This is a genomic window from Mesorhizobium sp. YR577, from assembly GCF_900116595.1.
In the GTDB taxonomy this organism is placed as follows: Bacteria; Pseudomonadota; Alphaproteobacteria; order Rhizobiales; family Rhizobiaceae; genus Mesorhizobium_M.
On sequence record NZ_FPBI01000008.1, the window covers coordinates 245,017 to 265,653 of the forward strand.

The window sequence follows — 20,637 nt, forward strand, 5'->3', positions numbered from 1 at the left end:
CGGCAAGCAAACTCTCAATCTACGCTTGTGCAGGCTCAGCCGCGTCCGTTCACCAGATCCGCGACGATGTCGAATTTTCCCGACAGGCGCATCTTGTAGACCTGATAATTCTCCATCACACGTTGGACGTAGCTGCGTGTCTCGGAGAAGGGGATACGCTCGATCCAGTCGACGACAGCGTCCACATCCTTGCCGCGTGGATCGCCGTAACGTGAAATCCACTCCTGCGCGCGGCGCGGCCCGGCATTGTAGCCGGCAAAGGTCAGCACATAGGAGCCGTTGAAGCGGCCGAGCTGTTCACCGAGGAAGGCCGCGCCCAGCGCGGCGTTATAGCCGGCGTCCGTGGTCAGACGCGCCTGCGAATAGGGCAGGCCGCTCTTTCTCGCCAGATCCTTGGCAGTGCCGGGCATCAATTGCAGCAGGCCGAGCGCGCCTACTCTTGAAACCGCTGCCACGTTGAACTCGCTTTCCTGTCTGGCGATGGCGTAGGCAAGCGCCTTGCCTGAGCCGGAAATATTGGCGTTGGCTGGTATCACGCCGATCGGATGCGACAGCGCCCCGATTTCGATGCCGCGTGCGGCGGCGATCTTTCCGACCCTTAATGCGAGGAAATGGTTGTCGCGCTTTTCCGCCATGACTGCGAGCAGGGCCAGTTCGCCCGGGCTTGTCAGTTGTCCGGCCAGATCGCGGTAGAGCGTGTCGGCAAGGCTTGCATAGCCTGCGTCTTCCAGCCGCTTGATGGCATTGACGGCTTCGCGTTGGGCAAAATCGCGCCGGTCGGCGGCAGTCGGCGAGGGGTAGGCGACATTTATCACGCCGCGGCCGATGCGCTCGGCGGCAAGCTGGCCGTAGAAGGTGGTGCCATAGCCAGCCGCGCGTTCGAAATAGGCTTTCGAGTTTCCTGGTCCGCCGGCTTCGGCCGCGCGGCCGAGCCAGTAATAGGCGCGCGACTTCGAAATTGATCCCTCGGCGAGGTCGGCGATGCGTGCAAAATGCTTTTCGGCGGTTTTTGCATCGTTCAGGCCGCGCAGGGCATACCAACCGGCATGAAATTCGGCATCGGCGGCATTGGTGGGGCTTTCCGCAGCATGTGCGGCGACGATGCGATAGGCGGTCTTCATGTCGCCCTTGTCGACAAGTTCGCGCGACAGAGACCGCCGCTCTATCCACCAGGAGTCCGGATCGACGAGCGAAGCCTTGTCCGTTGGTGCCTTGAGCATCACGGCGGCGGCTTGCGTAAAGTTTTCGCTGCGCCGTAGATACCGCGCCTGCGCAAACATGTAGCCGGCGGACCGTTGTGCCGCAGGCACTGCGTCGAGCAGCTTTTGCGCGCCCTTGTCGCCCTTGATCACTGCGCTCCAGGCATCTGCCAATGCTTGCGCGCCGGCAAGGCCCGCCACGCGCTTGGCCGAATTGACGCGCTCAGCGTAGAGCATGCGCTCCATGCGGAAGCGATGATCTGCCGCCGGGATGAGGCTGCCGAATTCATTGATGATCGAGACTTCGTCCTTGGCTTCGAGCTTCTCGACCCGCCAGAAAGGCGACAGGACGGAACGCGCCGCATCGCGGTTTCCCAGCGCTACATAGGCCCGCGACAGAAGAGTGACGCCCTCGACGGTTTGCGGCTGCGAGCCGCCAAAGGCGCGCACCACCGTCTGCGGGGCGGGATTTTCGCGGAAAAGCGCTTTTTCGCTGTTTCGGCGCAGTGCGGCCATGCCGGGCCAGCCGGGCAGCGCCTGTGCGGCTGCAGCAATGTCGCCGCTCGGCACGAGATCGCCGCCGCGAAGCGCAATGGCCCAGGCGAGGATGTGCCGATCGAGCGAATTTTCAGAAAGGCTGTCGCGCACGGCGCGCGCGCGGCCTACCTCCTGCGCAGAAAGCGCATCGAGCCCGCTCTTCAGATTGGCGATGCTGCCGATCGCGGTCGATCCGGCGTCTACGAAGTCGCCGGGCCGTGCCGGAATTGCCGACGTGGTCTGCGCGTCAACGCTCGCGCCGATCGCGAGAGCGGGCGTCAATGCGAAAATCGCGCCGATCAGCGCGAAACGGTGTTGCCTGTTGCCTGGCATGCTCTTTTCTATTCCCTGTCCATACAGGATACAAATGGGGTCGGGTTACAAAAAGCCTAGTCGTCGGTGGTGAAGGGCGGGTTAACGAAAGGTTATCGCAGCTCCTTGTTTTGTCCGCTTTCTGCTTTGCTCGATCCTTGCCGCAAGCTGATGTCAAGACTATGGTGCCCGGCCTTGCTTTCGGTTAGAAAGCCGGCGTCAATCACACTATTGCGGAACCGGGTGGTTCCAGGGAGTAGAACGAAATGCTGAGAGGCTCGCTTACCGCGCTCGTTACACCGTTCGAAAAGAGCGGGCGTTTCGACGAGAAAGCCTTTCGCGCATTCGTCGAATGGCAGATAGCCGAAGGCACGACAGGCCTGGTTCCTGTCGGCACGACAGGCGAGTCGCCAACGCTTTCCCACGAAGAGCATCGCCTTGTCGTGAAGGCCTGCGTCGAGGTCGCAAAGGGCAGGGTGCCCGTGGTTGCAGGCGCCGGTTCCAACAACACGGCCGAGGCCGTCGGACTGGTCGAGCACGCCGAAAAGGTCGGCGCGGATGCCGTTCTAGTTGTCACGCCCTATTACAACAGGCCGACGCAGCGCGGTCTTTATGCGCATTTCGCGGCGGTTGCCCAGTCCACCAGCCTGCCGATCATCATCTACAACATCCCGCCGCGCTCGGTGATCGACATGACGCCGGAGACGATGGGACGGCTGGCGCACGACTTCAAGAACATCGTCGGCGTCAAGGACGCCACCGGCAAGGTCGAGCGCGTCTCGGAACAGCGCATCACCTGCGGCAAGGATTTCATCCAGCTTTCGGGCGAGGACGCCTCGGCTCTCGGCTTCAACGCGCATGGCGGCGTCGGTGCGATTTCGGTGACGTCGAATGTTGCGCCGCGGCTTTGCGCCGAATTCCAGGAGGCGACGCTCAATGGCGACAAGGAGCGGGCGATCGAGTTGCAGGATCGCCTGATGCCGCTGCACAAGGCGATCTTCATCGAACCCGGCGTCTCCGGCGCGAAATACGCCCTGTCTCGGTTGGGCAAGATGGAAAACGTTCTGCGTTCGCCGCTGGTGACCGTTGAAGACGCCACCGCTGAAAAGATCGAAGCCGCCATGAAGCACGCCGGATTGCTCAACTAGAGCATGATCCCGAAAAGTTGCAGACTTTTCGGAAAAGATCACGCTTCAAGAACAAAAGTTTAGAGCGAGATGGAGATTCAAGTGAAAGTCATCTCGCTCTAAATCATTAGAGCTCTTGCGGAATTCGGCTCGCAGGGCCATTTGAGGGGCCTTGTGGTGCGTCCTTCGAGGCTCGCTTCGCTCGCACCTCAGGATGAGGGAGGCTGCACACTTAAAGCCAAGTCCGAAATGCCTGTATGATGGAAACTTGGACTAAGAAATGCGCCTACTTCCCTCATCCTGAGGTGCGAGCGGAGCGAGCCTCGAAGGACGCACCAATCCGTGTCAATGTGATGCCATGAACCAGAAGAAATCCGACCCCAACAACAAGATCGCCGCGGAAAACCGCAAGGCACGGTTTTCCTATGAGGTCCTCGACACCGTCGAGGCCGGCATCGTACTGACTGGAACCGAGGTCAAATCGCTGCGGCAGGGGCATGCCAATATCCAGGAATCCTATGCCTCGGTGGAGGGTGGCGAGTTCTGGCTGATCAATTCCTATCTGCCGGAATATCTGCAGGGCAACCGCTTCAACCACGAGCCGCGCCGTCGCCGCAAACTGCTGCTCAACAAGCGCGAGATGGCGCGCATGAGCCAGAGCGTCGACCGCGAAGGCATGACCATGGTGCCGTTGAAGATCTACTTCAATGACCAGGGCCGCGCCAAGCTTTTGCTGGCGATCGCCCGCGGCAAGAAACTGCACGATAAGCGCGAGACCGAAAAACAGCGCGACTGGAACCGAGAGAAAGGCCGCCTGCTCAAAGAGCGGGGGTGAGAGGTCTCGCTGGCGGACGAAAAGCCACTGATTTGGCTTTTCGAATGAATAAGTATCAGAGCCATAGATAACTTGAATCTACTTGCGTAGAAACTCCGCTACCTCACTGAAAACGCTCACGAACATCTCGGTCGTCAATCGCCCGGTATTGGTGTTGTAGCGTGAGCAGTGATAGCTGGAAAACACGGTCACATCACCGATTTCCTGACGCCCGCCATGCCTGAAAGGATGCGCGGCGACACGTCCGCCAAGCGCGCGCACGGTGGACTGATGGGCGATGGTGCCTAGCGTCAGTACGGCCTCGAGGTTCTTGAAGCGCTTGAGCGTCGGTACCAGAAATGTGCGGCAGGTGTTGATCTCCGCCCCGACCGGTTTGTTTTCGGGCGGCACGCATCGAACCGCGTTAGTGATCGCAGTGGAGATCAGTTCGAGACTGTCATCGGGCCGCGCCTCGAAACGCCCTCGGGCGAGTCCGAAACGGATCAGCGTCTCATAGAGCAGGTCGCCGGCGTAGTCGCCGGTGAAGGGGCGGCCGGTGCGGTTTGCGCCGCGCAGGCCGGGCGCCAGCCCGACGATCAGGAAGCGCACGGCGTCTTCGCCCTCGGGCGGGAGGAATGTCGGCACTGGCGCGTTGAACCAGCCCGGCTCGCGTTGGCGCCACAGGGCAATGAAATCATGAAGGCGCGGACAAAGCGGACAGTCGCGCGACGGTTCGACAGATGTGTTCTGCATCAATAATCGTCGTCGTCAGCGTCGGTTTCGGCGGGCTCAGGACGGCGAACCGGCCTTTCGGAGGGATCGCGGCCGATCTCGTTCTTCAGCGTCATCAGGTCGATGAAATGGTCGGCCTGACGGCGCAGATCGTCGGAAATCATCGGCGGCTGCGAGGCCATGGTGGAGACCACGCTGACCTTTCTTCCACGCCGCTGCAACGCTTCGACGAGCGTGCGGAAATCGCCGTCGCCGGAGAAGATCACATAGTGGTCGACGACATCGGAAAGCTCCAGCGCATCGACGGTCAGTTCGATATCCATGTTGCCCTTGATCTTGCGACGGCCGGTCGAGTCGGTGAACTCCTTGGCTGGCTTGGTTACGACCTTGAAGCCGTTATAGTCGAGCCAGTCGATCAGCGGGCGGATCGAGGAATATTCCTGATCCTCCACCAGCGCGGTGTAATAGTAGGCCCGCAGCAGATAGCCGCGTTTCTGGAAACTCGAAAGCAGTTTGCGATAGTCGATATCGAAGCCGAGCGAGCGCGATGTCGCATAAAGATTGGCGCCGTCTATGAAGAGCGCAATTTTTTCACGGGGATCAAACATGTGAAATATCCTTTGGAAAAATAGGCAATCTCATAAAATACGCGGATGATGCCCGCTGGGTTGCGTTGGAAAATCACTTCACAAGCCATTGCACGAGAAAATATCGCTCGACTGCGGCCATTCCAAGGGGCTGGGGTGGTATCGCAAGAAAATGTGATATTATCTTTCGGACAAAAGAATGGTGGACAGCGCGTGCTATCGCGGTCTTACTGGTTCGGCTACTCTCTTGGCACAGGCTTCGCCCTTGTATTTCGTGGGCTTTCGGGTTAATGAGCGCGCCTGTTTTCCATCACATCCACGTATGAAAGGGGCAATCCATGGCCCGCGTAACCGTTGAAGACTGCATTGATAAGGTCGACAACCGCTTCGAACTGGTGCTTCTGGCCGGCCACCGCGCCCGTCAGATATCGCAGGGTGCGGCGATCACCGTCAACCGCGACAACGACAAGAACCCGGTCGTGGCGCTGCGCGAAATCGCCGACGAGACGCTGTCGCCCGACGACCTGAAGGAAGATCTGATCCACTCGCTGCAGAAGCATGTCGAAGTCGACGAGCCGGAATCGGACGGTCAGGAACTGATCGACCAGGCCGACGCCACCGTGGCCACCGCCGAGGAAGATCGCGAAGAAGATAACGTCACTTTCGACCGCATGACCGAGGAAGACCTCCTTGCCGGCATCGAAGGTCTCGTCGCCCCGGAAAAAAGCGACGATTACTGACCCTTAGACACACTGTCGGCACTTTCGCGCCGGCCGTTTCGTGGCTATCTATCATGCGCCGTATCGACCGATGCGGCGCATGATTTTTATTGATTTGTGAGATTTGGCCCATGATGCGTCAATATGAGCTTGTCGAGCGCGTTCAGCGCTACAAGCCCGACGTGAACGAGGCGCTTCTCAACAAGGCATATGTCTACGCCATGCAGAAGCATGGTCATCAGAAGCGGGCTTCCGGCGATCCTTATTTCTCGCATCCGCTCGAAGTCGCCGCGATCCTCACCGACATGCATATGGACGAGGCGACGATCGCCGTCGCCCTCCTGCATGACACGATCGAGGATACGACCGCCACCCGCCAGGAAATCGATGAACTCTTCGGCCCCGACCTCGGTAAGCTTGTCGAGGGCCTGACCAAGCTCAAGAAGCTCGACCTCGTCTCGAAAAAGGCCGAGCAGGCCGAGAATCTGCGCAAGCTGCTGCTGGCGATCTCGGAGGACGTCCGGGTCCTTCTCGTCAAACTCGCCGACCGGCTGCACAATATGCGCACGCTGGATCATATGCGTGACGACAAGCGCCTGCGCATCGCCGAAGAGACGATGGAGATTTATGCGCCGCTGGCCGGCCGCATGGGCATGCAGGGCATGCGTGAAGAGCTGGAGGAACTGGCGTTCCGCTATATCAACCCGGAAGCCTACCGCACTGTGACGGCGCGTCTGGCCGACATTTCCGAGCGCAATCGCGGCGTTATCGTCGAGATCGAGAATTCGCTGTCGGGGCTTTTCGAGAAATATGCCCTGAACGCGACCGTCAAGAGCCGCCAGAAGAAGCCGTGGTCGGTCTTCCGCAAGATGGAAGCCAAGGCGCTGTCGTTCGAGCAGCTTTCCGACATTTTCGGCTTTCGCGTGGTCGTGGAGAGCGTCGAGGATTGTTATCGCGCGCTCGGTGCCATTCATACGACCTGGTCGATGGTTCCGGGCCGTTTCAAGGATTACATCTCGACGCCGAAGCAGAACGACTACCGCTCGATCCACACCACGATCGTCGGTCCGTCGCGCCAGCGCATCGAATTGCAGATTCGCACGCGCGAGATGAACAAGATCGCCGAATATGGCGTCGCCGTGCATGCGCTCTACAAGGACACCGGCGGCAAGGTGAACGCCAGCCACACCATCTCCAAGGAAACCAACGCTTACGCCTGGCTGCGGCGCACCATCGAGCAATTGTCCGAGGGCGACAATCCCGAGGACTTCCTGGAAAACACCAAGCTGGAGCTGTTCCAGGACCAGGTGTTCTGCTTCACGCCTAAGGGCATGCTGATCGCGCTGCCGCGCGGTGCGACGCCTATCGATTTCGCCTATGCCGTCCACACGGATGTCGGCGACACCTGCGTCGGCGCCAAGGTCAATGGCCGCATCATGCCGCTGATGACCGAATTGAAGAATGGCGACGAGGTCGAGATCATCCGCTCCAAGGCACAGGTGCCGCCGGCGGCGTGGGAATCGGTCGTCGTCACCGGCAAGGCGCGCGCCGCCATCCGACGGGCGACCAAGAATGCCATTCGCAAGCAGTATTCGGGCCTCGGCGTCCGCATTCTCGAGCGCGCCTTCGAGCGCTCCGGAAAGACCTTTTCCAAGGACAGCCTGAAGCCGGTGCTGCACCGGCTTGCCCGCAAGGACATCGAGGATGTGCTGTCCTCTGTCGGCCGCGGCGAGTTGTCGTCGACGGATGTGATGAAGGCCGTCTATCCCGATTTCAAGGAAGAGCGCGTCACCCTGCCGCCCAAGCCGCGCGAAGAGGGCTGGTCGAAAATCCGCAACGCTGCCGGCATGCTGTTCCAGATTCCGGGCCGTGCCTCGCGCAAGGACAGGCAGGCTGCCAAGGAAAGCGGCGCTGTTCCCATCCGCGGCGTGCGCGGCGATCTGCCGGTGCGTTTTGCGCCGGAAGGGGCAGTGCCTGGCGATCGCATCATCGGCATTGTCCAGCCGGGTTCCGGGATCACCATCTATCCGATCCAGTCGCCGTCGCTGACAGCCTTCGACGATCAGCCCGAGCGCTGGATCGACGTACGCTGGGATATCGACGAGGCGACGAAGGAACGCTTTCCGGCGCGCATCTCGGTCGTAGCCATCAACGCGCCGGGATCGCTTGCGGAGATCGCACAGGTGATTGCCGAAAACGACGCCAACATCCATACGCTTTCCATGGTGCGGACTGCGCCCGATTTCACCGAGATGCTGATCGACCTCGAAGTCTGGGATCTCAAGCACCTCAACCGGCTGATCTCTCAGCTCAAGGAAAACTCGAGCGTCAGCGATGCGCGGCGCGTAAATGGCTGATTATTCTAAAGACGGGAACGGGATGAACACGAACCAGGTACTGGACATTTTTCGCGAAGCCGGCGCGGTGCTGGAAGGCCACTTCATCTTGACTTCCGGCCTGCGCAGTCCGGTTTTCCTGCAGAAGGCCCGGGTCTTCATGCATGCCGACAAGACCGAGCGACTGTGCCGCGCGCTGGCGGAGAAAATCCGCGCCGAGGTGCCGGGCAAGATCGACTATGTCGTCGGCCCGGCGATCGGCGGCATCATTCCGGCCTATGAAACGTCGCGGCATCTCGGCGTGCCGGCGGTCTGGGTCGAGCGTGAGAATGGCGTCTTCCGCCTGCGCCGTTTCGAGCTCGAGAAAGGCGCGCGCGTCGTCATCGTCGAGGACATCGTCACCACCGGCCTGTCGATCCGGGAGACCATCGACTGCCTGCGCGCGCTGGGCGCTGAGGTAGTTGCTGCCGCCTGCATTGTCGATCGTTCGGCGGGCAAGACCGATGTCGGCGTGCCGCTGGTAGCACTCGCCGAATATGAGGTTCCGGCCTATCCGGTCGACCAGCTTCCGCCCGAACTGGCTGCCATTCCGGCGACGAAGCCCGGAAGCCGGAACATTTGAGGACAGTCGTTCGATGATCATCGGCATCGGCAGTGACCTGATCGACATCCGGCGCATCGAAAAATCGCTGGAGCGCTACGGCGAGCGCTTCACGGCCCGCATCTTCACCGAGGTCGAGCAGGAAAAATCCGATCGCCGCAAGCAGCGCGCGGCATCCTATGCCAAGCGTTTCGCCGCCAAGGAGGCCTGTTCCAAGGCGCTGGGCACCGGCCTGTCGCACGGCGTCTTCTGGCGCGACATGGGTGTGGTCAACCTGCCGGGTGGCAAGCCGACCATGCATCTGACCGGCGGAGCCGCTGCAAGACTGGCCAAGATGCTGCCGCAGCGCCATCGCGCGGCGATCCATCTGACAATCACCGATGATTTTCCGCTCGCGCAAGCGTTTGTGATCATAGAAGCCTTGCCTGCCGAATAACCGCCATTTTCATGGCGCTCGTGGCGTTTTTTCGATCAGGGCAAAGATTGCCCCGCGCGCGTCGAGCCCTTATACCAACCCGACGCAGAAACTGAGGACGACATGAGCGTGGCTGATAAATCCGAGAAGAAATCCGGGGGGCTTGGCGAGACCGTCAGCGTCATCGTTCAGGCGCTTCTGCTTGCGCTGGTCATCCGCACGTTTCTGTTTCAGCCTTTTTCGATTCCCTCGGGCTCGATGCGGCCGACGCTTCTGGAAGGCGACTATCTGTTCGTGACCAAATGGTCCTACGGTTTCTCGCGTTATTCGCTGCCATTCGGACCGGACCTGTTTTCGGGCCGCATCTGGGGTGGCGATCCGGCGCGCGGCGATGTCGTGGTCTTCAAGTTCCCGCCGAACCCGTCATTGGATTACATCAAGCGCGTGATCGGCCTGCCGGGTGACAAGGTCCAGATGAAGGACGGCCAGCTCTTCATCAACGGCACGGCCGTGCCGCGCGAGAAGGTCGGCGAGATCAACAATCCCGACATCACCGAGGTCAACCGCCCGGTCGACGTATATCGCGAGACGCTGCCGAACGGCGTTTCCTACGACACGCTCGACCTGACGCCGAACTCCATCGGCGACAACACCCGCGAATTCGTCGTGCCGGAAGGGCACTTCTTCATGATGGGCGACAACCGCGACAACTCGACCGACAGCCGCTTCAACGTCGGCTACGTGCCGGCCGAGAACCTCGTCGGCAAGGCCAACATCATCTTCTTCTCGATCGCCGATGGCGCAAGCCCGCTCGAAATCTGGAAGTGGCCGTCCGAGATGCGCGCCTCGCGCCTGTTCAACTTCGTTCGTTAGGATGGCGTTCAAACGGCTGACCGGAAAAGACATTGCCGAGGCGTTGAAGGAACGCACCGGCCACGTGTTCCGCGACCATGAGCGGCTTCAGCGCGCGCTGACGCATGCAAGCGCCCGCGGCGCCAAGGCCGGAACAGACTATGAGCGCTTCGAGTTTCTCGGCGACCGCGTGCTTGGCCTGATCATCGCCGACATGCTGTTTCACGCCTTTCCGAACGCTGCCGAAGGTGAACTCTCCGTCCGGCTCAACGCGCTGGTCAATGCCGAGGCGCTGGCCGAAATCGCCGACGAGATCGGCCTGCCGGACCTGATCCGCGCCGGCAGCGAGGTCAAGACGCTCGCCGGCCGCAAGCGCGTGAACATCCGTGCCGACGCGCTGGAATCGCTGATCGCAGCGCTTTATCTCGACGGCGGCATGGAGGCGGCCAAGCGCTTCGTCCTGCGCTATTGGGAGCCGCGCTCCAAGGTTACCGGTGCGGCCCGCCGCGACCCGAAGACCGAATTGCAGGAATGGGCACATCAGGCGGCAAGTGCTACACCTGCCTATCAGATCGAAAGCCGCGAAGGCCCTGATCACGATCCGCTCTTCACGGTGAGCGTGCGTGTCGGTGATTTCGAGCCGGCGACTGCTACCGGCCGCTCCAAGCGCGAGGCCGAGCAGGCCGCCGCCGCGGCAATCCTCCAGCGCGAAGGCGTCTGGGGCCAGGAAGGAAACGAAAAGTGAGCGAAGACGCCCCCGCAACCCACTCCGGCTTTGTCGCCCTGATCGGCGCTCCAAACGCCGGCAAGTCGACGCTGGTCAACCAGCTCGTCGGCGCCAAAGTGTCGATCGTCACCCACAAGGTGCAGACGACGCGCGCCATCGTGCGCGGCATCGCCACCCACAACAATGCGCAGATCGTCTTCATCGACACGCCCGGTATCTTCAAGCCGCGCCGCCGGCTCGACAAGGCCATGGTCACGACCGCCTGGGGCGGGGCCAAGGACGCCGACATGGTCATGGTGCTGATCGACGCCGAGCGTGGCATCAAGGGCGACGCTGACGCGATGCTGACCAATCTGGAGGGTGTTCGCCAACCGAAAATCCTGATCCTGAACAAGCTCGACCGGGTCAAGCCGGAAAGCCTGCTGGCGCTCGCCGCCACCTGCAACGAGCGCGTCAAGTTCGAGCGCACCTTCATGGTCTCGGCGCTGACCGGGGCAGGATGCCAGGCGATCCTCGATCATCTCGCCGAAGCCTTGCCGGCCGGCCCGTGGTATTACCCGGAAGACCAGATTTCGGACCTGCCGATGCGCCAGCTCGCAGCCGAGATCACCCGCGAAAAGCTTTATCTGCGGCTGCATCAGGAACTGCCCTATTCGTCCCATGTCGAGACGGAAAAGTGGGAAGAAAAGCCCGACGGCTCGGTGCGCATCGAGCAGGTCATCTATGTCGAGCGCGACAGCCAGAAGAAGATCGTGCTCGGCCACAAGGGCGAGACGATCCGCTCCATCGGTCAGTCCTCCCGCAAGGATATCGGCGATATCCTGGAACAGAAGGTGCATCTCTTCCTGTTTGTGAAGGTGCGCGAGAATTGGGGTGACGACCCCGAGCGCTACCGCGAAATGGGTCTTGAATTCCCGCACTGAGCGGCCGAAGCTCCAGCCATGGAATGGCGCGACGAGGGCATAATCCTTGGAACCCGCAAGCATGGCGAAACCAGCGTCATACTTGAGGTGATGACGCGCGCCCATGGCCGCCATCTCGGCATGGTGCGCGGCGGGCGCTCGCGCAAGGCCCAGCCGCTGCTTCAGGCAGGCAACCGCGTCGATCTCATCTGGCGCGCGCGGCTCGACGAGCATCTCGGCATGTTCCAGGCGGAAGCGCTGGAACTCAACGCTGCGCGCCTGTTCGAAAGCGCCTGCGCCGTCTACGGCTTGCAGACGCTGGCAGCCCATCTGCGGCTCTTGCCCGAGCGCGACCCGCATGGCGGGCTCTACGAGATGCTGGGGCTGCTGATCGAGCATCTGGATGACGCCACCGCTGCCGGCGAGCTTGTCGTACGCTTCGAGCTGATGGTGCTGGAGGAGCTTGGTTTTGGCCTCGACCTCACCGAATGTGCCGCGACCGGGCAGCGCGACGACCTCGCTTACGTCTCGCCGAAATCAGGCCGTGCCGTGTCGCGCGAGGCCGGCCTGCCGTGGCATGACAAGATGCTGGCGCTGCCGGCATTCCTTTTGCGCGGTTCCAGCCCGCAGGCAGACATCACGACGATCGAACAGGCCTTCCGCCTGACGGACTTCTTCTTTGCCCGCCATGTCTATGAACCGCGCGGGATACAGGCGCCCGACGCGCGCGCCGGTTTCCTCAATGCGCTGAGGAAACGCAACGCTGCCGCGCAAGGCGTTCCGGGCGATACGGCAGCCTGAGACTACTCGGCCGGCACGAGCGCTGGCCGGTCGACCGGGCGCTCCTTGATCGGCCAATGCACCACAGCGGCGAACAGGCCAAGCGCCACGCCGAGCCACCACACCGGATCGTAGGAGCCGAAGTGGTCATAGAGATAGCCGCCCAGCCAGACGCCGAGGAACGAGCCGATCTGGTGGGAGAGGAAGACGACCCCGCCGAGCATGCCGAGATGGCGGGTGCCGAACATGATGGCGACCAGCGAGTTGGTCGGCGGCACGGTCGACAACCACAACAGCCCCATGACGATGGCGAAAATCACCACGCTGGTCGGCGTCTGCGGCAGCAGAAGGAAGGCGGCGACCGCGATAGAGCGGCCGATATAGATCCAGGCGAGGAAGATCGGCTTGGAGTACTTTTGGCCGATGACGCCGGAGGCCAGCGAGCCGATGATGTTGAAGAAGCCGATCAGGGCCAGCCCGATCACCGCATAGCGCGCATCGATGCCGATATCGGCAATGTAGGCGGGAAAATGCGCGGTGATGAAGGCGACCTGGAAACCGCAGACGAAGAAGCCTGAAACCAGCAGCACATAGCTGCGATGGCCGAGCGCTTCGCGCAAGGCCGCGCCAACCGACTGGTGATCGATCGCATTGGCGGAATTCGGATTGTGCGAATTGCCGGCCAGCGGGATCGCCAGAACCGGAATGATGAGCATCATCGCGCTCATATAAACCAGCGTATCCGACCAGCCATAGGCAGTGATCAGGCCCTGGCTGAGCGGCGCGAAGAGGAACATGCCGGCCGAGCCGGCGGCAGTGCCGATGCCGAAGACGATGGAGCGCCGCTCCGGCGGTGTGTGGCGCGCAAAGGCGGCAAGCACGATGCTGAAAGAACCGGCCGCAACGCCGAGGCCGACCAGTATGCCGCAGCCGATATGCAGCATGCCGACCGAAGTCGCCGTCGCCATCATGTAGAGGCCGGCGGCATAGATGAGGCCGCCCAGCGTTAGCACGCGCCATGTGCCGTAGCGGTCAGCGATCGCGCCGAAGAATGGCAGGCCGAGGCCCCAGAACAGGTTCTGCAATGCCATGGCGAGACCGAAGGTGGTGCGGTCCCAGCCCTTTTCGGCGAGCATAGGCAGCTGGAAGAAGCCCATCGCCGAGCGCGGGCCGAAGGTGAGGGCGGCAATCAGGCAGCCACATATGATGATCAGCCACGGAACGGTTGCCCGCGCGCTGGTGTTTGCCGTTGCAGCCGTCATCATCGTTCCTCCCGAGTCAGTATCCGTTTTTATCGGATCGACAGGCATCCGCAAAATGAATTGGTCGCATCGAAGGTTCAGCGATGCTGATGGATCGGCGGGAATAAAGGCGCGGTTCCGAGCGTTCTTATATGACTGAAGCAATTGTACAAACGGTTCGGTTTCGCCTTGTCGGGCTCGCTGAACAGGAGTTCAATCGGACTGGAACGAAGGCAATACCGACCGGATCATGGACCAGAGAAGGGCAGCGATACTCGCCGAAATACCGCGCCTGCGCCGCTATGCGCGCGCTCTGCTGCGCAACCGCGATTCCGCCGACGATCTTGTCCAGGACTGCCTGGAGCGGGCGCTGGGCAAGCTCGACGGCTGGCGAACCGGCGATAATCCGAGGCGGTGGCTGTTTACGATCATGCATCATCTTTTTGTCGACCAGATGCGAAGGGAAAAGCGGCGCGGCGAGACTGCCATGCTGCCGATCGAGGCAAGCGAGGCGATGGCGGTTCCGGCCCATCAGGCCGAAAGCGTTGCCTCGCATGAGATCCTCGACGCGCTTCAGGCAATCAGCCCGGATCGCCGGGCAGCGCTGCTGATGGTCGCGGTCGAGGGCTTTTCCTATGCCGAAGCCGCCAACGTGCTTGGTGTGCCTGCCGGCACGCTGATGTCGCGCATCGCGCGCGGCCGTGAGGAATTGCGCACGATACTGGAGGACGGATCGCGGCGCCGGGCAATAAGGGTCATCGAGAAATGACCGCACGCGATTTCACCGAACGCGACATCCACATGGCACTCGACGGCGAGTTGCCGGCCGAGGAACGCGCAGCCTACGAGCTTTGGCTGGAAGCCAATCCCGACATGAAGGCGCGTAGCCAGCGCTTTGCTAGCGATCTTGCCGCTTTGCAGAAATCAGTCGGCGGCGTGCTGACCGAGCCGGTTCCGGAACGCTTCGAGCGATTGCTATCTGGCGAGACACCGCAACGCCGCATCGTCTCCCCGCGTTGGCGTATGGCTGCTGCTGCAGCGATTTTCGTGGCCGGTGGGCTCGGCGGCTATCTGCTCGGCGTCACAGGCTGGGGCTCGATCGATGCAGCCGCCAGCCAGTTGGCCGATGGTGCGATAGCCGCGCATACGCTCTATGCGGCCGAGAAACTACATGTCGTCGAGGTTGGCGCCGACCAGAAGGATCATCTTGTCGGCTGGCTTTCAAAGCGCGTCGGCGTCAAGCTGATCGCGCCCGACCTGACGGCGCAAGGCTTCGAGCTTGTCGGCGGGCGGCTGCTGCCGGCTGAAAGCAAGGCGGCAGCGCAATTCATGTATCAGGACCATACGGGAAACCGCGTGTCGCTCTATATCATCAGCGACGCCACGACCAAGGAAACCGGCTTCCGGCTGCTGGAGGAGGGCGGCACGCGCTCGCTCTACTGGCTCGATGACGGCTATGGCTGTGCCGTGACCGGCACGCTTCCGCAGGAAGCGCTGATGACGATCGCGAACTCGGCCTACCGTCAGCTTCTGGACGGCATGAAGGGGTGATTCTCCCCATGGCAGGATGAAGAACGGCCATCCGTGTCATCAAAGTTTCCGCGCTTCGCCATACGCTGCAAGAAGTCACAATTCGGCCCAATTCGAGGAGCGATAGCGCTTTCGATGCCGTCGCGCCAATGCCTCGGTCAGAGACGTTCTGCCCACCTTCGAGCACGCTTTCGATCGAGGTTTCCTGGCTCCTATGAACGCAGACATTCGCCCGGCCCGCGCCTCTGACATCGGCGCACTCGTGGCGCTCGAAAACGCGGTTTTCGAGACCGATCGCATGTCCAGAAACGCCTTCCGCCGCATGATCGTCAGCAAGAGCGCGTCAATCCTGATTGCCGAGCGCGACGGTGCGCTTGCCGGTCACTGCGTGCTGCTGCTGCGCGCCGGAAGCAACAAGGCACGGCTCTATTCGCTGGCCGTCGCGCCAAACAGCGGTGGTGGGCTGGGTCGCGCTTTGCTGACGGCTGCCGAAAACGCGGCAACCGCCAAGCGGCGAAAGGCCATGCGCCTCGAAGTGCGCGAGGACAATCTTCGCGCGATCGATCTCTATGAGAGGAACGGCTACCGGCCGATCGGGCGCAAGCCTGCCTATTACGCCGATGGGGCGGACGCCTTGCGCTATGAAAAGCCGCTCGGCGTTGGTGCTCCCGGCGATAGCGGCCCGCCCGGAAACGGCGCCGGAACCTCCTCGCCATGAGTTCATTGTCCTTCGCCCGGCGGGAAGCCGGACGCCGCCAACATCACCATCCGAAACAGCGTGAGAGAAAATGACCTGGGTCATTCTTACAGGCAGGCAAAGCGATCTCGATCAGGTGGCGACACCGCACAAGATCATAACCAACCGCGATTATCTGGCGCACCCGGCGCTGTTTCGCGGGCAGCGCCCCAAGGTCATCAACCTGTCGAACAGCTACAGCTACCAGAGCCGCGGCTATTACGCCTCGCTGCTGGCCAGTTCGCGCGGGCACAAGGTCATCCCGACTGTCGAGACGATGATCGACCTGTCCGAGCACAAGCTCTACGAGCACGCGCTGCCGGAACTGGAACTGGCACTCAACAAATGCCGCAAGGACCTTGGCGGCGCCTTTCCGGCCAAGGCGGTGTTCTTCTTCGGCATCGGCCCGTCCAAGGCGTGGGACCGTTTCGCCAAGCTGCTGTTCGACTGGTTCCGCGCGCCGGCGCTGGAGGTGTCGATCAAGGACAACCAGCAATGGGCCTCGATCCACAGGATCGGCTTTCACCCGCTGGCGCGCATGACACCGGAGGAAAAGCCGCGCTTTCTCGAAAGCCTGGCGACCTACACCAACCGCGAATGGCGAGACACCAAGGCTCGCACGCCGGCGCGCTACACCTTCGCGACACTGGTGAACCCGCATGAGGAACTGCCGCCGTCCGAGATCAGTTCGCTGCGTCACTGGGCGAAGATCGCCGAGAAGATGGGCGTCGAGGTTGAGCCGATCTCGCGCAAGGATCTGGCCAAGCTGGCCAATTACGATGCGCTTTTCATCCGCGAGACGACTTCTATCTCCAACCACACCTACCGCTTCGCGCGCCGCGCCCAGCAGGAAGGTATGCCGGTTATTGATGACCCGCTGTCGATGATCCGCTGCACCAACAAGGTCTATCTCAACGAGTTGATGACCTACAACAACGTGCCCGTGCCGCCGACGGTAATGATCGCAGGACCCGCCGATCTCGAACTGGCGGCGCAGACGCTCGGCTTTCCGCTGGTGCTGAAGATCCCGGACAGTTCGTTTTCGCGCGGCGTGAAGAAGGCATCGAATTTCGAGGAATTGAAGCAGCTTGCAACGCTGTGGCTGGAAGATTCCGATCTGCTGATCGCGCAGAAATTCATCCCGACGGACTACGATTGGCGCATAGGTGTGCTCGGCGGCCAGCCGCTTTTCGCGGTCCATTACCTGATGGCCAAGAAGCACTGGCAGATCGTCAACCACAAGGCCAATGGCAAGCCGGACCAAGGCGGCTTCAAGTCATTCACCTTGAAGGATGCGCCCGCCCATGTCGTCGAAACGGCGGTGCGCGCCGCCCGCTGCATCGGCGATGGGCTTTATGGCGTCGATCTGAAGGAAACCCGCGACGGCGTTTTCGTCATTGAGGTCAACGACAACCCCAACCTCGACCATGGCTGCGAGGATACCGGCGAGAAGGACGAGGTCTGGACGAGGCTGACGCAATGGTTCCTCGACCGTTTGGAGCGGCCGGCTGTCAACAACTCGATGAACGAGCGGCTTATCCTGCCTGACGCAAACGCTCGATTGCGGAAAAACGCTTGAGAAAGGCAGACTGAACGGCTTTTGCGGGTCGGCAGGTCAGGTCGAAACTGTCGGCCGATATACCGCGTGGCCGCCCGAAGAACTGCGTCGCCTCCGAGATCGTGAAGCCGGCCAGAACTGTGGCTTCAAAGTACGCAGCGATCTGATCGGCCCGTTTGATTTCTTTCTTCAGCTTCTCGTTGATATCGGCGGGCAGCGAAAAGCGCAGATGGATCGCCCGCTGCAGCCTGTGTTCCACAGCCTTGTAGCCGCCGCCAACCACCGACTTGAACGGCGAGATCATGTCGCCGATCACATATTCCGGGGCGTCGTGCAGTAGTGCCGCAAGCCGCGCATCGGGCGAGGGCTCCTTGACCTGTTGCGCAAAAATTTCCTCGACCAGCAGCGAATGCTGGGCCACCGAAAATGCATGGTCGCCGCCGGTCTGGCCGTTCCAGCGGGCAACGCGCGCCAGGCCGTGGGCGATATCGGAAATCTCGACATCCAGCGGCGACGGGTCGAGCAGGTCCAGCCTGCGGCCCGACAGCATGCGCTGCCAGGCACGCGCCGGCGCGCCGGCCTTGTCGGCCATTATGCGTCCTCCGTCGAGGCCGGCTCCTGCGGGAAGGTGAATTTTGCCCAACCGGGGATAGCCAACGAGACCGCAACCTCGCCGGCGGTTATCGCGGTGCCTGCATCCATAGCGTCCTTGACCCGGTCGATGCGAACGATTGCCAGACCCTTGTTGCCCGAAACACTGCCGAGCGCACCGATGGTCTTTCCGGCAGCTTTGATATCGGTACCGCTTGGCGGCAGCGGTTCTTCCGCCGAAACCAGCAGCACGCGCCGGCGCGCCGTACCGCGATGGTGCATACGCGAGACGACCTCCTGCCCGACATAGCAGCCCTTGCCGAAACCGACGCCGCCGGTCTGGTCAAGCAGCACGTCGTGCGGAAAAGCGTCGCTGAGTGCATAGTCAGGACCGCTTTCGGCAATGCCGTGGGCGAGACGAAAATCCTCCCACGCCTGTATCTGGTCGCCCGCAGGAGCGTCTTGGCCAAAAATGCGGAACACGCGAGCCGGTTCGGCAAAGCGCCGATCGTGCCTCACGATTGAATCAGTTTGTGAGGCACTTGAATCAGAAACTGAAGCGTTTGAATCAGGATTCCATGAGACGGATACAAGCAGTTGTTCCTGCTTGGAAATATCGACTTTGGCGCGAAGCTTGTAGAGCGTCAGCCGGCGGATGAAATCGTCGGCGATGTCGGCACGGCACTCCAGCAGCAAACCGCCTTTGCCATCGCGCGAGACGAGAAAATCGAACAGGATCTTGCCTTGCGGCGTCAGCAGCGCGCCCGGCTTGGCGTCTTCGGCGCCAAGCGCGTCCAGATCGGTGGTGAGAATGTTCTGCAGGAAATGCTCGGCATCCGGGCCGGAGATGGAAATCACAATGCGGTCGGGAAGCTGAACTACTGGCATTCGGACGTGACCTGATCTTGCAAATCTGTTGGCCATTACGTAAGCCGCACGCATCGCAGGGGCAAGAGCCGGAAGAGACGCTGATGACAACGACGTTCGACCTCATCCTCAAGGGCGGCACGGTCGTCAATCATGATGGCACAGGCCTGCGCGACATCGGCGTGCGCGCCGGGCGCATCGCGGCGATCGGCGATCTCGGCCAGGCTTCTGCCGGCGAGGTCATCGACTGTACCGGCCTGCATATCCTTCCCGGCGTGGTCGACAGTCAGGTCCATTTCCGCGAGCCGGGGCTGGAGCACAAGGAAGATTTGGAGACAGGCTCCCGCGCCGCGGTACTCGGCGGCGTCACCGCCGTCTTCGAGATGCCCAACACCAATCCGCTGACCACCAGCGAGGGAGCCCTTGCCGACAAGGTGTCGCGCGCGACGAACCGCATGCATTGCGATTTCGCCTTCTGGGTCGGCGGCACGCGCGAGAATGCCGGGGATGTTGCCGAGCTTGAGCGCCTGCCAGGCGCTGCCGGCATCAAGGTTTTCATGGGCTCGTCCACGGGCAACCTGCTGGTCGAGGACGATGACGGCGTTTTCTCGATCCTGAAGAACACCCGCCGCCGCGCCGCCTTCCATTCGGAAGATGAATTTCGCCTGCGCGAACGCCTCGGCGAGCGCGTTGAGGGCGATCCCTCCTCGCACCCAGTCTGGCGCGACGAGATCGCAGCCTTGCAATGCACGGAACGGCTGGTCCGCATTGCGCGGGCCGCGCGCGCCCGCATCCATGTCCTGCATATCTCTACGGCCGAGGAGATCGCGTTCCTCGAAAACCACAAGGATGTCGCCACCTGCGAGGCGACGCCGCATCATCTCACCCTTTCCGCCGACGATTATGCGACGCTCGGCACTTTGATCCAGATGAACCCACCGGTTCGCGCCGCGCGGCACCGCGACGGTGTCTGGCACGGCATCTCGCAAGGCATCGTCGACGTGCTCGGCTCCGACCATGCGCCGCATACGCTGGAAGAAAAGGCAAAGCCCTATCCGGCCTCGCCCTCTGGCATGACCGGCGTGCAGACGCTGGTCCCGATCATGCTCGACCACGTCAATGCAGGCAGGCTTTCGCTGGAGCGGCTGGTCGACCTCACCAGCCATGGCCCGCAGCGGCTGTTCGGCATGGCGCGAAAGGGCCGCATCGCGGCGGGCTACGAGGCAGATTTCACGATCGTGGACCTGAAGCGCCGCGAGACCATCACCAACGCCCAGGCCGGCTCGAAAGCCGGCTGGACGCCCTATGACGGCAGGCAGGTGACCGGCTGGCCCGTCGGCACCATCATCCGCGGCAACCGCGTGATGTGGGAAGGCGAGATCGTCACGCCGGGGCAGGGCCAGGCGGTGGCCTTCTCCGAGGCATTGCCCGCCTAAGCCTGATCAGAATCGTTCCGAAAACGAAAACACCCGCC

The 20,637-nt window shown here is 61.8% G+C and carries 21 protein-coding genes; 15 read left to right on the plus strand and 6 right to left on the minus strand.

Features of this window, described 5'->3' with window-relative positions; genetic code table 11:
• Positions 1-35: 35 nt before the first annotated feature.
• On the minus strand, positions 36-2,069 hold the full coding sequence (locus BM413_RS14015; RefSeq protein ID WP_091913978.1) for a lytic transglycosylase domain-containing protein: 2,034 nt from the start codon (positions 2,067-2,069) through the stop codon (positions 36-38).
• 245 nt (positions 2,070-2,314) lie between these two features.
• Between BM413_RS14015 and dapA the strand changes: the two genes are divergently transcribed.
• Positions 2,315-3,196 carry a 4-hydroxy-tetrahydrodipicolinate synthase gene (gene dapA / locus BM413_RS14020; protein ID WP_091913980.1) on the plus strand — a complete coding sequence of 294 codons (882 nt, stop codon included), beginning with the start codon at positions 2,315-2,317 and terminating at the stop codon, positions 3,194-3,196.
• Between the two features lie 337 nt (positions 3,197-3,533).
• Positions 3,534-4,010, plus strand: coding sequence for an SsrA-binding protein SmpB (smpB, locus tag BM413_RS14025; protein WP_091913982.1), 477 nt, complete (start codon positions 3,534-3,536; stop codon positions 4,008-4,010).
• A gap of 78 nt (positions 4,011-4,088) precedes the next feature.
• Here the strand turns inward: smpB and BM413_RS14030 are convergent, their stop codons facing one another.
• Both BM413_RS14030 and BM413_RS14035 read right to left on the minus strand, forming a co-directional pair.
• The gene (locus tag BM413_RS14030) at positions 4,089-4,742 is read right to left on the minus strand and encodes a uracil-DNA glycosylase (RefSeq protein ID WP_175544319.1); all 654 of its coding nucleotides are present in this window, start codon (positions 4,740-4,742) and stop codon (positions 4,089-4,091) included.
• Positions 4,742-5,329, minus strand: coding sequence for a LabA-like NYN domain-containing protein (locus BM413_RS14035; RefSeq protein WP_091913986.1), 588 nt, complete (start codon positions 5,327-5,329; stop codon positions 4,742-4,744). The genes BM413_RS14030 and BM413_RS14035 overlap by 1 nt, the downstream gene beginning before the upstream one ends.
• A gap of 317 nt (positions 5,330-5,646) precedes the next feature.
• Here BM413_RS14035 and rpoZ point away from each other — a divergent pair, with 317 nt between their 5' ends.
• The 8 genes from rpoZ (at position 5,647) to recO (ending at position 12,661) form a co-directional block, all read left to right on the plus strand.
• Positions 5,647-6,048: a DNA-directed RNA polymerase subunit omega gene (gene rpoZ / locus BM413_RS14040; protein WP_091913988.1), complete on the plus strand. Its 402-nt coding sequence runs from the start codon at positions 5,647-5,649 to the stop codon at positions 6,046-6,048.
• A gap of 110 nt (positions 6,049-6,158) precedes the next feature.
• Positions 6,159-8,384 carry a RelA/SpoT family protein gene (locus BM413_RS14045; RefSeq protein WP_091913990.1) on the plus strand — a complete coding sequence of 742 codons (2,226 nt, stop codon included), beginning with the start codon at positions 6,159-6,161 and terminating at the stop codon, positions 8,382-8,384.
• Positions 8,385-8,406: 22 nt separating this feature from the next.
• Positions 8,407-8,985, plus strand: a complete 579-nt coding sequence (pyrE, locus tag BM413_RS14050) for an orotate phosphoribosyltransferase (protein WP_091914096.1) — start codon at positions 8,407-8,409, stop codon at positions 8,983-8,985.
• A 13-nt stretch (positions 8,986-8,998) separates the two neighbouring features.
• Positions 8,999-9,400: a holo-ACP synthase gene (gene acpS, locus BM413_RS14055; protein ID WP_091913992.1), complete on the plus strand. Its 402-nt coding sequence runs from the start codon at positions 8,999-9,001 to the stop codon at positions 9,398-9,400.
• A 102-nt stretch (positions 9,401-9,502) separates the two neighbouring features.
• Positions 9,503-10,252 (plus strand): signal peptidase I, encoded by a 750-nt coding sequence (gene lepB, locus BM413_RS14060; RefSeq protein ID WP_091913994.1) that lies wholly within the window; start codon positions 9,503-9,505, stop codon positions 10,250-10,252.
• Position 10,253: 1 nt separating this feature from the next.
• The gene (gene rnc, locus BM413_RS14065; RefSeq protein WP_091913996.1) at positions 10,254-10,976 is read left to right on the plus strand and encodes a ribonuclease III; all 723 of its coding nucleotides are present in this window, start codon (positions 10,254-10,256) and stop codon (positions 10,974-10,976) included.
• Positions 10,973-11,881 (plus strand): GTPase Era, encoded by a 909-nt coding sequence (gene era, locus BM413_RS14070; RefSeq protein WP_091913998.1) that lies wholly within the window; start codon positions 10,973-10,975, stop codon positions 11,879-11,881. Before rnc ends, era begins: the two co-directional genes overlap by 4 nt.
• An 18-nt stretch (positions 11,882-11,899) precedes the next feature.
• Positions 11,900-12,661 (plus strand): DNA repair protein RecO, encoded by a 762-nt coding sequence (recO, locus tag BM413_RS14075; RefSeq protein WP_091914000.1) that lies wholly within the window; start codon positions 11,900-11,902, stop codon positions 12,659-12,661.
• Between the two features lie 2 nt (positions 12,662-12,663).
• Here recO and BM413_RS14080 read toward each other — a convergent pair whose 3' ends face one another.
• The gene (locus BM413_RS14080; protein WP_091914002.1) at positions 12,664-13,905 is read right to left on the minus strand and encodes an MFS transporter; all 1,242 of its coding nucleotides are present in this window, start codon (positions 13,903-13,905) and stop codon (positions 12,664-12,666) included.
• A gap of 226 nt (positions 13,906-14,131) precedes the next feature.
• On the opposite strand from BM413_RS14080, the gene BM413_RS14085 reads away from it, so the two are divergent.
• From BM413_RS14085 to BM413_RS14100, 4 genes are all read left to right on the plus strand, one after another.
• A complete protein-coding gene (locus BM413_RS14085) occupies positions 14,132-14,650 on the plus strand; it encodes a sigma-70 family RNA polymerase sigma factor (RefSeq protein WP_091914004.1) in 519 nt (172 codons plus the stop codon).
• Positions 14,647-15,432 (plus strand): anti-sigma factor family protein, encoded by a 786-nt coding sequence (locus tag BM413_RS14090; protein WP_091914006.1) that lies wholly within the window; start codon positions 14,647-14,649, stop codon positions 15,430-15,432. The genes BM413_RS14085 and BM413_RS14090 overlap by 4 nt, the downstream gene beginning before the upstream one ends.
• Positions 15,433-15,625: 193 nt before the next feature.
• Complete coding sequence (locus BM413_RS14095; RefSeq protein WP_091914008.1) at positions 15,626-16,129, plus strand: GNAT family N-acetyltransferase; 504 nt, start codon at positions 15,626-15,628, stop codon at positions 16,127-16,129.
• Positions 16,130-16,199: 70 nt separating this feature from the next.
• Positions 16,200-17,726, plus strand: a complete 1,527-nt coding sequence (locus tag BM413_RS14100; protein ID WP_244537867.1) for a RimK family protein — start codon at positions 16,200-16,202, stop codon at positions 17,724-17,726.
• Here the strand turns inward: BM413_RS14100 and BM413_RS14105 are convergent.
• Together BM413_RS14105 and BM413_RS14110 are read right to left on the minus strand one after the other, a co-directional pair.
• Positions 17,683-18,300, minus strand: coding sequence for a YfbR-like 5'-deoxynucleotidase (locus BM413_RS14105; protein ID WP_091914098.1), 618 nt, complete (start codon positions 18,298-18,300; stop codon positions 17,683-17,685). The two genes, BM413_RS14100 and BM413_RS14105, sit on opposite strands and share 44 nt — an antisense overlap.
• Positions 18,297-19,184 (minus strand): CAF17-like 4Fe-4S cluster assembly/insertion protein YgfZ, encoded by an 888-nt coding sequence (locus BM413_RS14110; RefSeq protein ID WP_091914010.1) that lies wholly within the window; start codon positions 19,182-19,184, stop codon positions 18,297-18,299. The genes BM413_RS14105 and BM413_RS14110 overlap by 4 nt, the downstream gene beginning before the upstream one ends.
• An 83-nt stretch (positions 19,185-19,267) precedes the next feature.
• On the opposite strand from BM413_RS14110, the gene BM413_RS14115 reads away from it, so the two are divergent.
• Positions 19,268-20,599 (plus strand): dihydroorotase, encoded by a 1,332-nt coding sequence (locus tag BM413_RS14115; RefSeq protein WP_091914012.1) that lies wholly within the window; start codon positions 19,268-19,270, stop codon positions 20,597-20,599.
• The last annotated feature ends 38 nt before the right edge of the window (positions 20,600-20,637 follow it).

Excerpts from the sequence above, each read along its gene's own strand:
- rnc (WP_091913996.1), top strand. The coding sequence starts at position 10,254 with ATGGCGTTCAAACGGCTGACCGGAAAAGACATTGCCGAGGCGTTGAAG.
- lepB (WP_091913994.1), top strand. The coding sequence starts at position 9,503 with ATGAGCGTGGCTGATAAATCCGAGAAGAAATCCGGGGGGCTTGGCGAG.
- acpS (WP_091913992.1), top strand. The coding sequence starts at position 8,999 with ATGATCATCGGCATCGGCAGTGACCTGATCGACATCCGGCGCATCGAA.
- BM413_RS14110 (WP_091914010.1), bottom strand. The coding sequence starts at position 19,184 with ATGCCAGTAGTTCAGCTTCCCGACCGCATTGTGATTTCCATCTCCGGC.
- smpB (WP_091913982.1), top strand. The coding sequence starts at position 3,534 with ATGAACCAGAAGAAATCCGACCCCAACAACAAGATCGCCGCGGAAAAC.
- pyrE (WP_091914096.1), top strand. The coding sequence starts at position 8,407 with ATGAACACGAACCAGGTACTGGACATTTTTCGCGAAGCCGGCGCGGTG.
- BM413_RS14100 (WP_244537867.1), top strand. The coding sequence starts at position 16,200 with ATGACCTGGGTCATTCTTACAGGCAGGCAAAGCGATCTCGATCAGGTG.
- dapA (WP_091913980.1), top strand. The coding sequence starts at position 2,315 with ATGCTGAGAGGCTCGCTTACCGCGCTCGTTACACCGTTCGAAAAGAGC.
- BM413_RS14095 (WP_091914008.1), top strand. The coding sequence starts at position 15,626 with ATGAACGCAGACATTCGCCCGGCCCGCGCCTCTGACATCGGCGCACTC.
- recO (WP_091914000.1), top strand. The coding sequence starts at position 11,900 with ATGGAATGGCGCGACGAGGGCATAATCCTTGGAACCCGCAAGCATGGC.
- BM413_RS14080 (WP_091914002.1), bottom strand. The coding sequence starts at position 13,905 with ATGATGACGGCTGCAACGGCAAACACCAGCGCGCGGGCAACCGTTCCG.
- BM413_RS14085 (WP_091914004.1), top strand. The coding sequence starts at position 14,132 with ATGGACCAGAGAAGGGCAGCGATACTCGCCGAAATACCGCGCCTGCGC.
- BM413_RS14045 (WP_091913990.1), top strand. The coding sequence starts at position 6,159 with ATGATGCGTCAATATGAGCTTGTCGAGCGCGTTCAGCGCTACAAGCCC.
- rpoZ (WP_091913988.1), top strand. The coding sequence starts at position 5,647 with ATGGCCCGCGTAACCGTTGAAGACTGCATTGATAAGGTCGACAACCGC.
- BM413_RS14030 (WP_175544319.1), bottom strand. The coding sequence starts at position 4,742 with ATGCAGAACACATCTGTCGAACCGTCGCGCGACTGTCCGCTTTGTCCG.
- BM413_RS14035 (WP_091913986.1), bottom strand. The coding sequence starts at position 5,329 with ATGTTTGATCCCCGTGAAAAAATTGCGCTCTTCATAGACGGCGCCAAT.
- BM413_RS14015 (WP_091913978.1), bottom strand. The coding sequence starts at position 2,069 with ATGCCAGGCAACAGGCAACACCGTTTCGCGCTGATCGGCGCGATTTTC.
- BM413_RS14115 (WP_091914012.1), top strand. The coding sequence starts at position 19,268 with ATGACAACGACGTTCGACCTCATCCTCAAGGGCGGCACGGTCGTCAAT.
- BM413_RS14090 (WP_091914006.1), top strand. The coding sequence starts at position 14,647 with ATGACCGCACGCGATTTCACCGAACGCGACATCCACATGGCACTCGAC.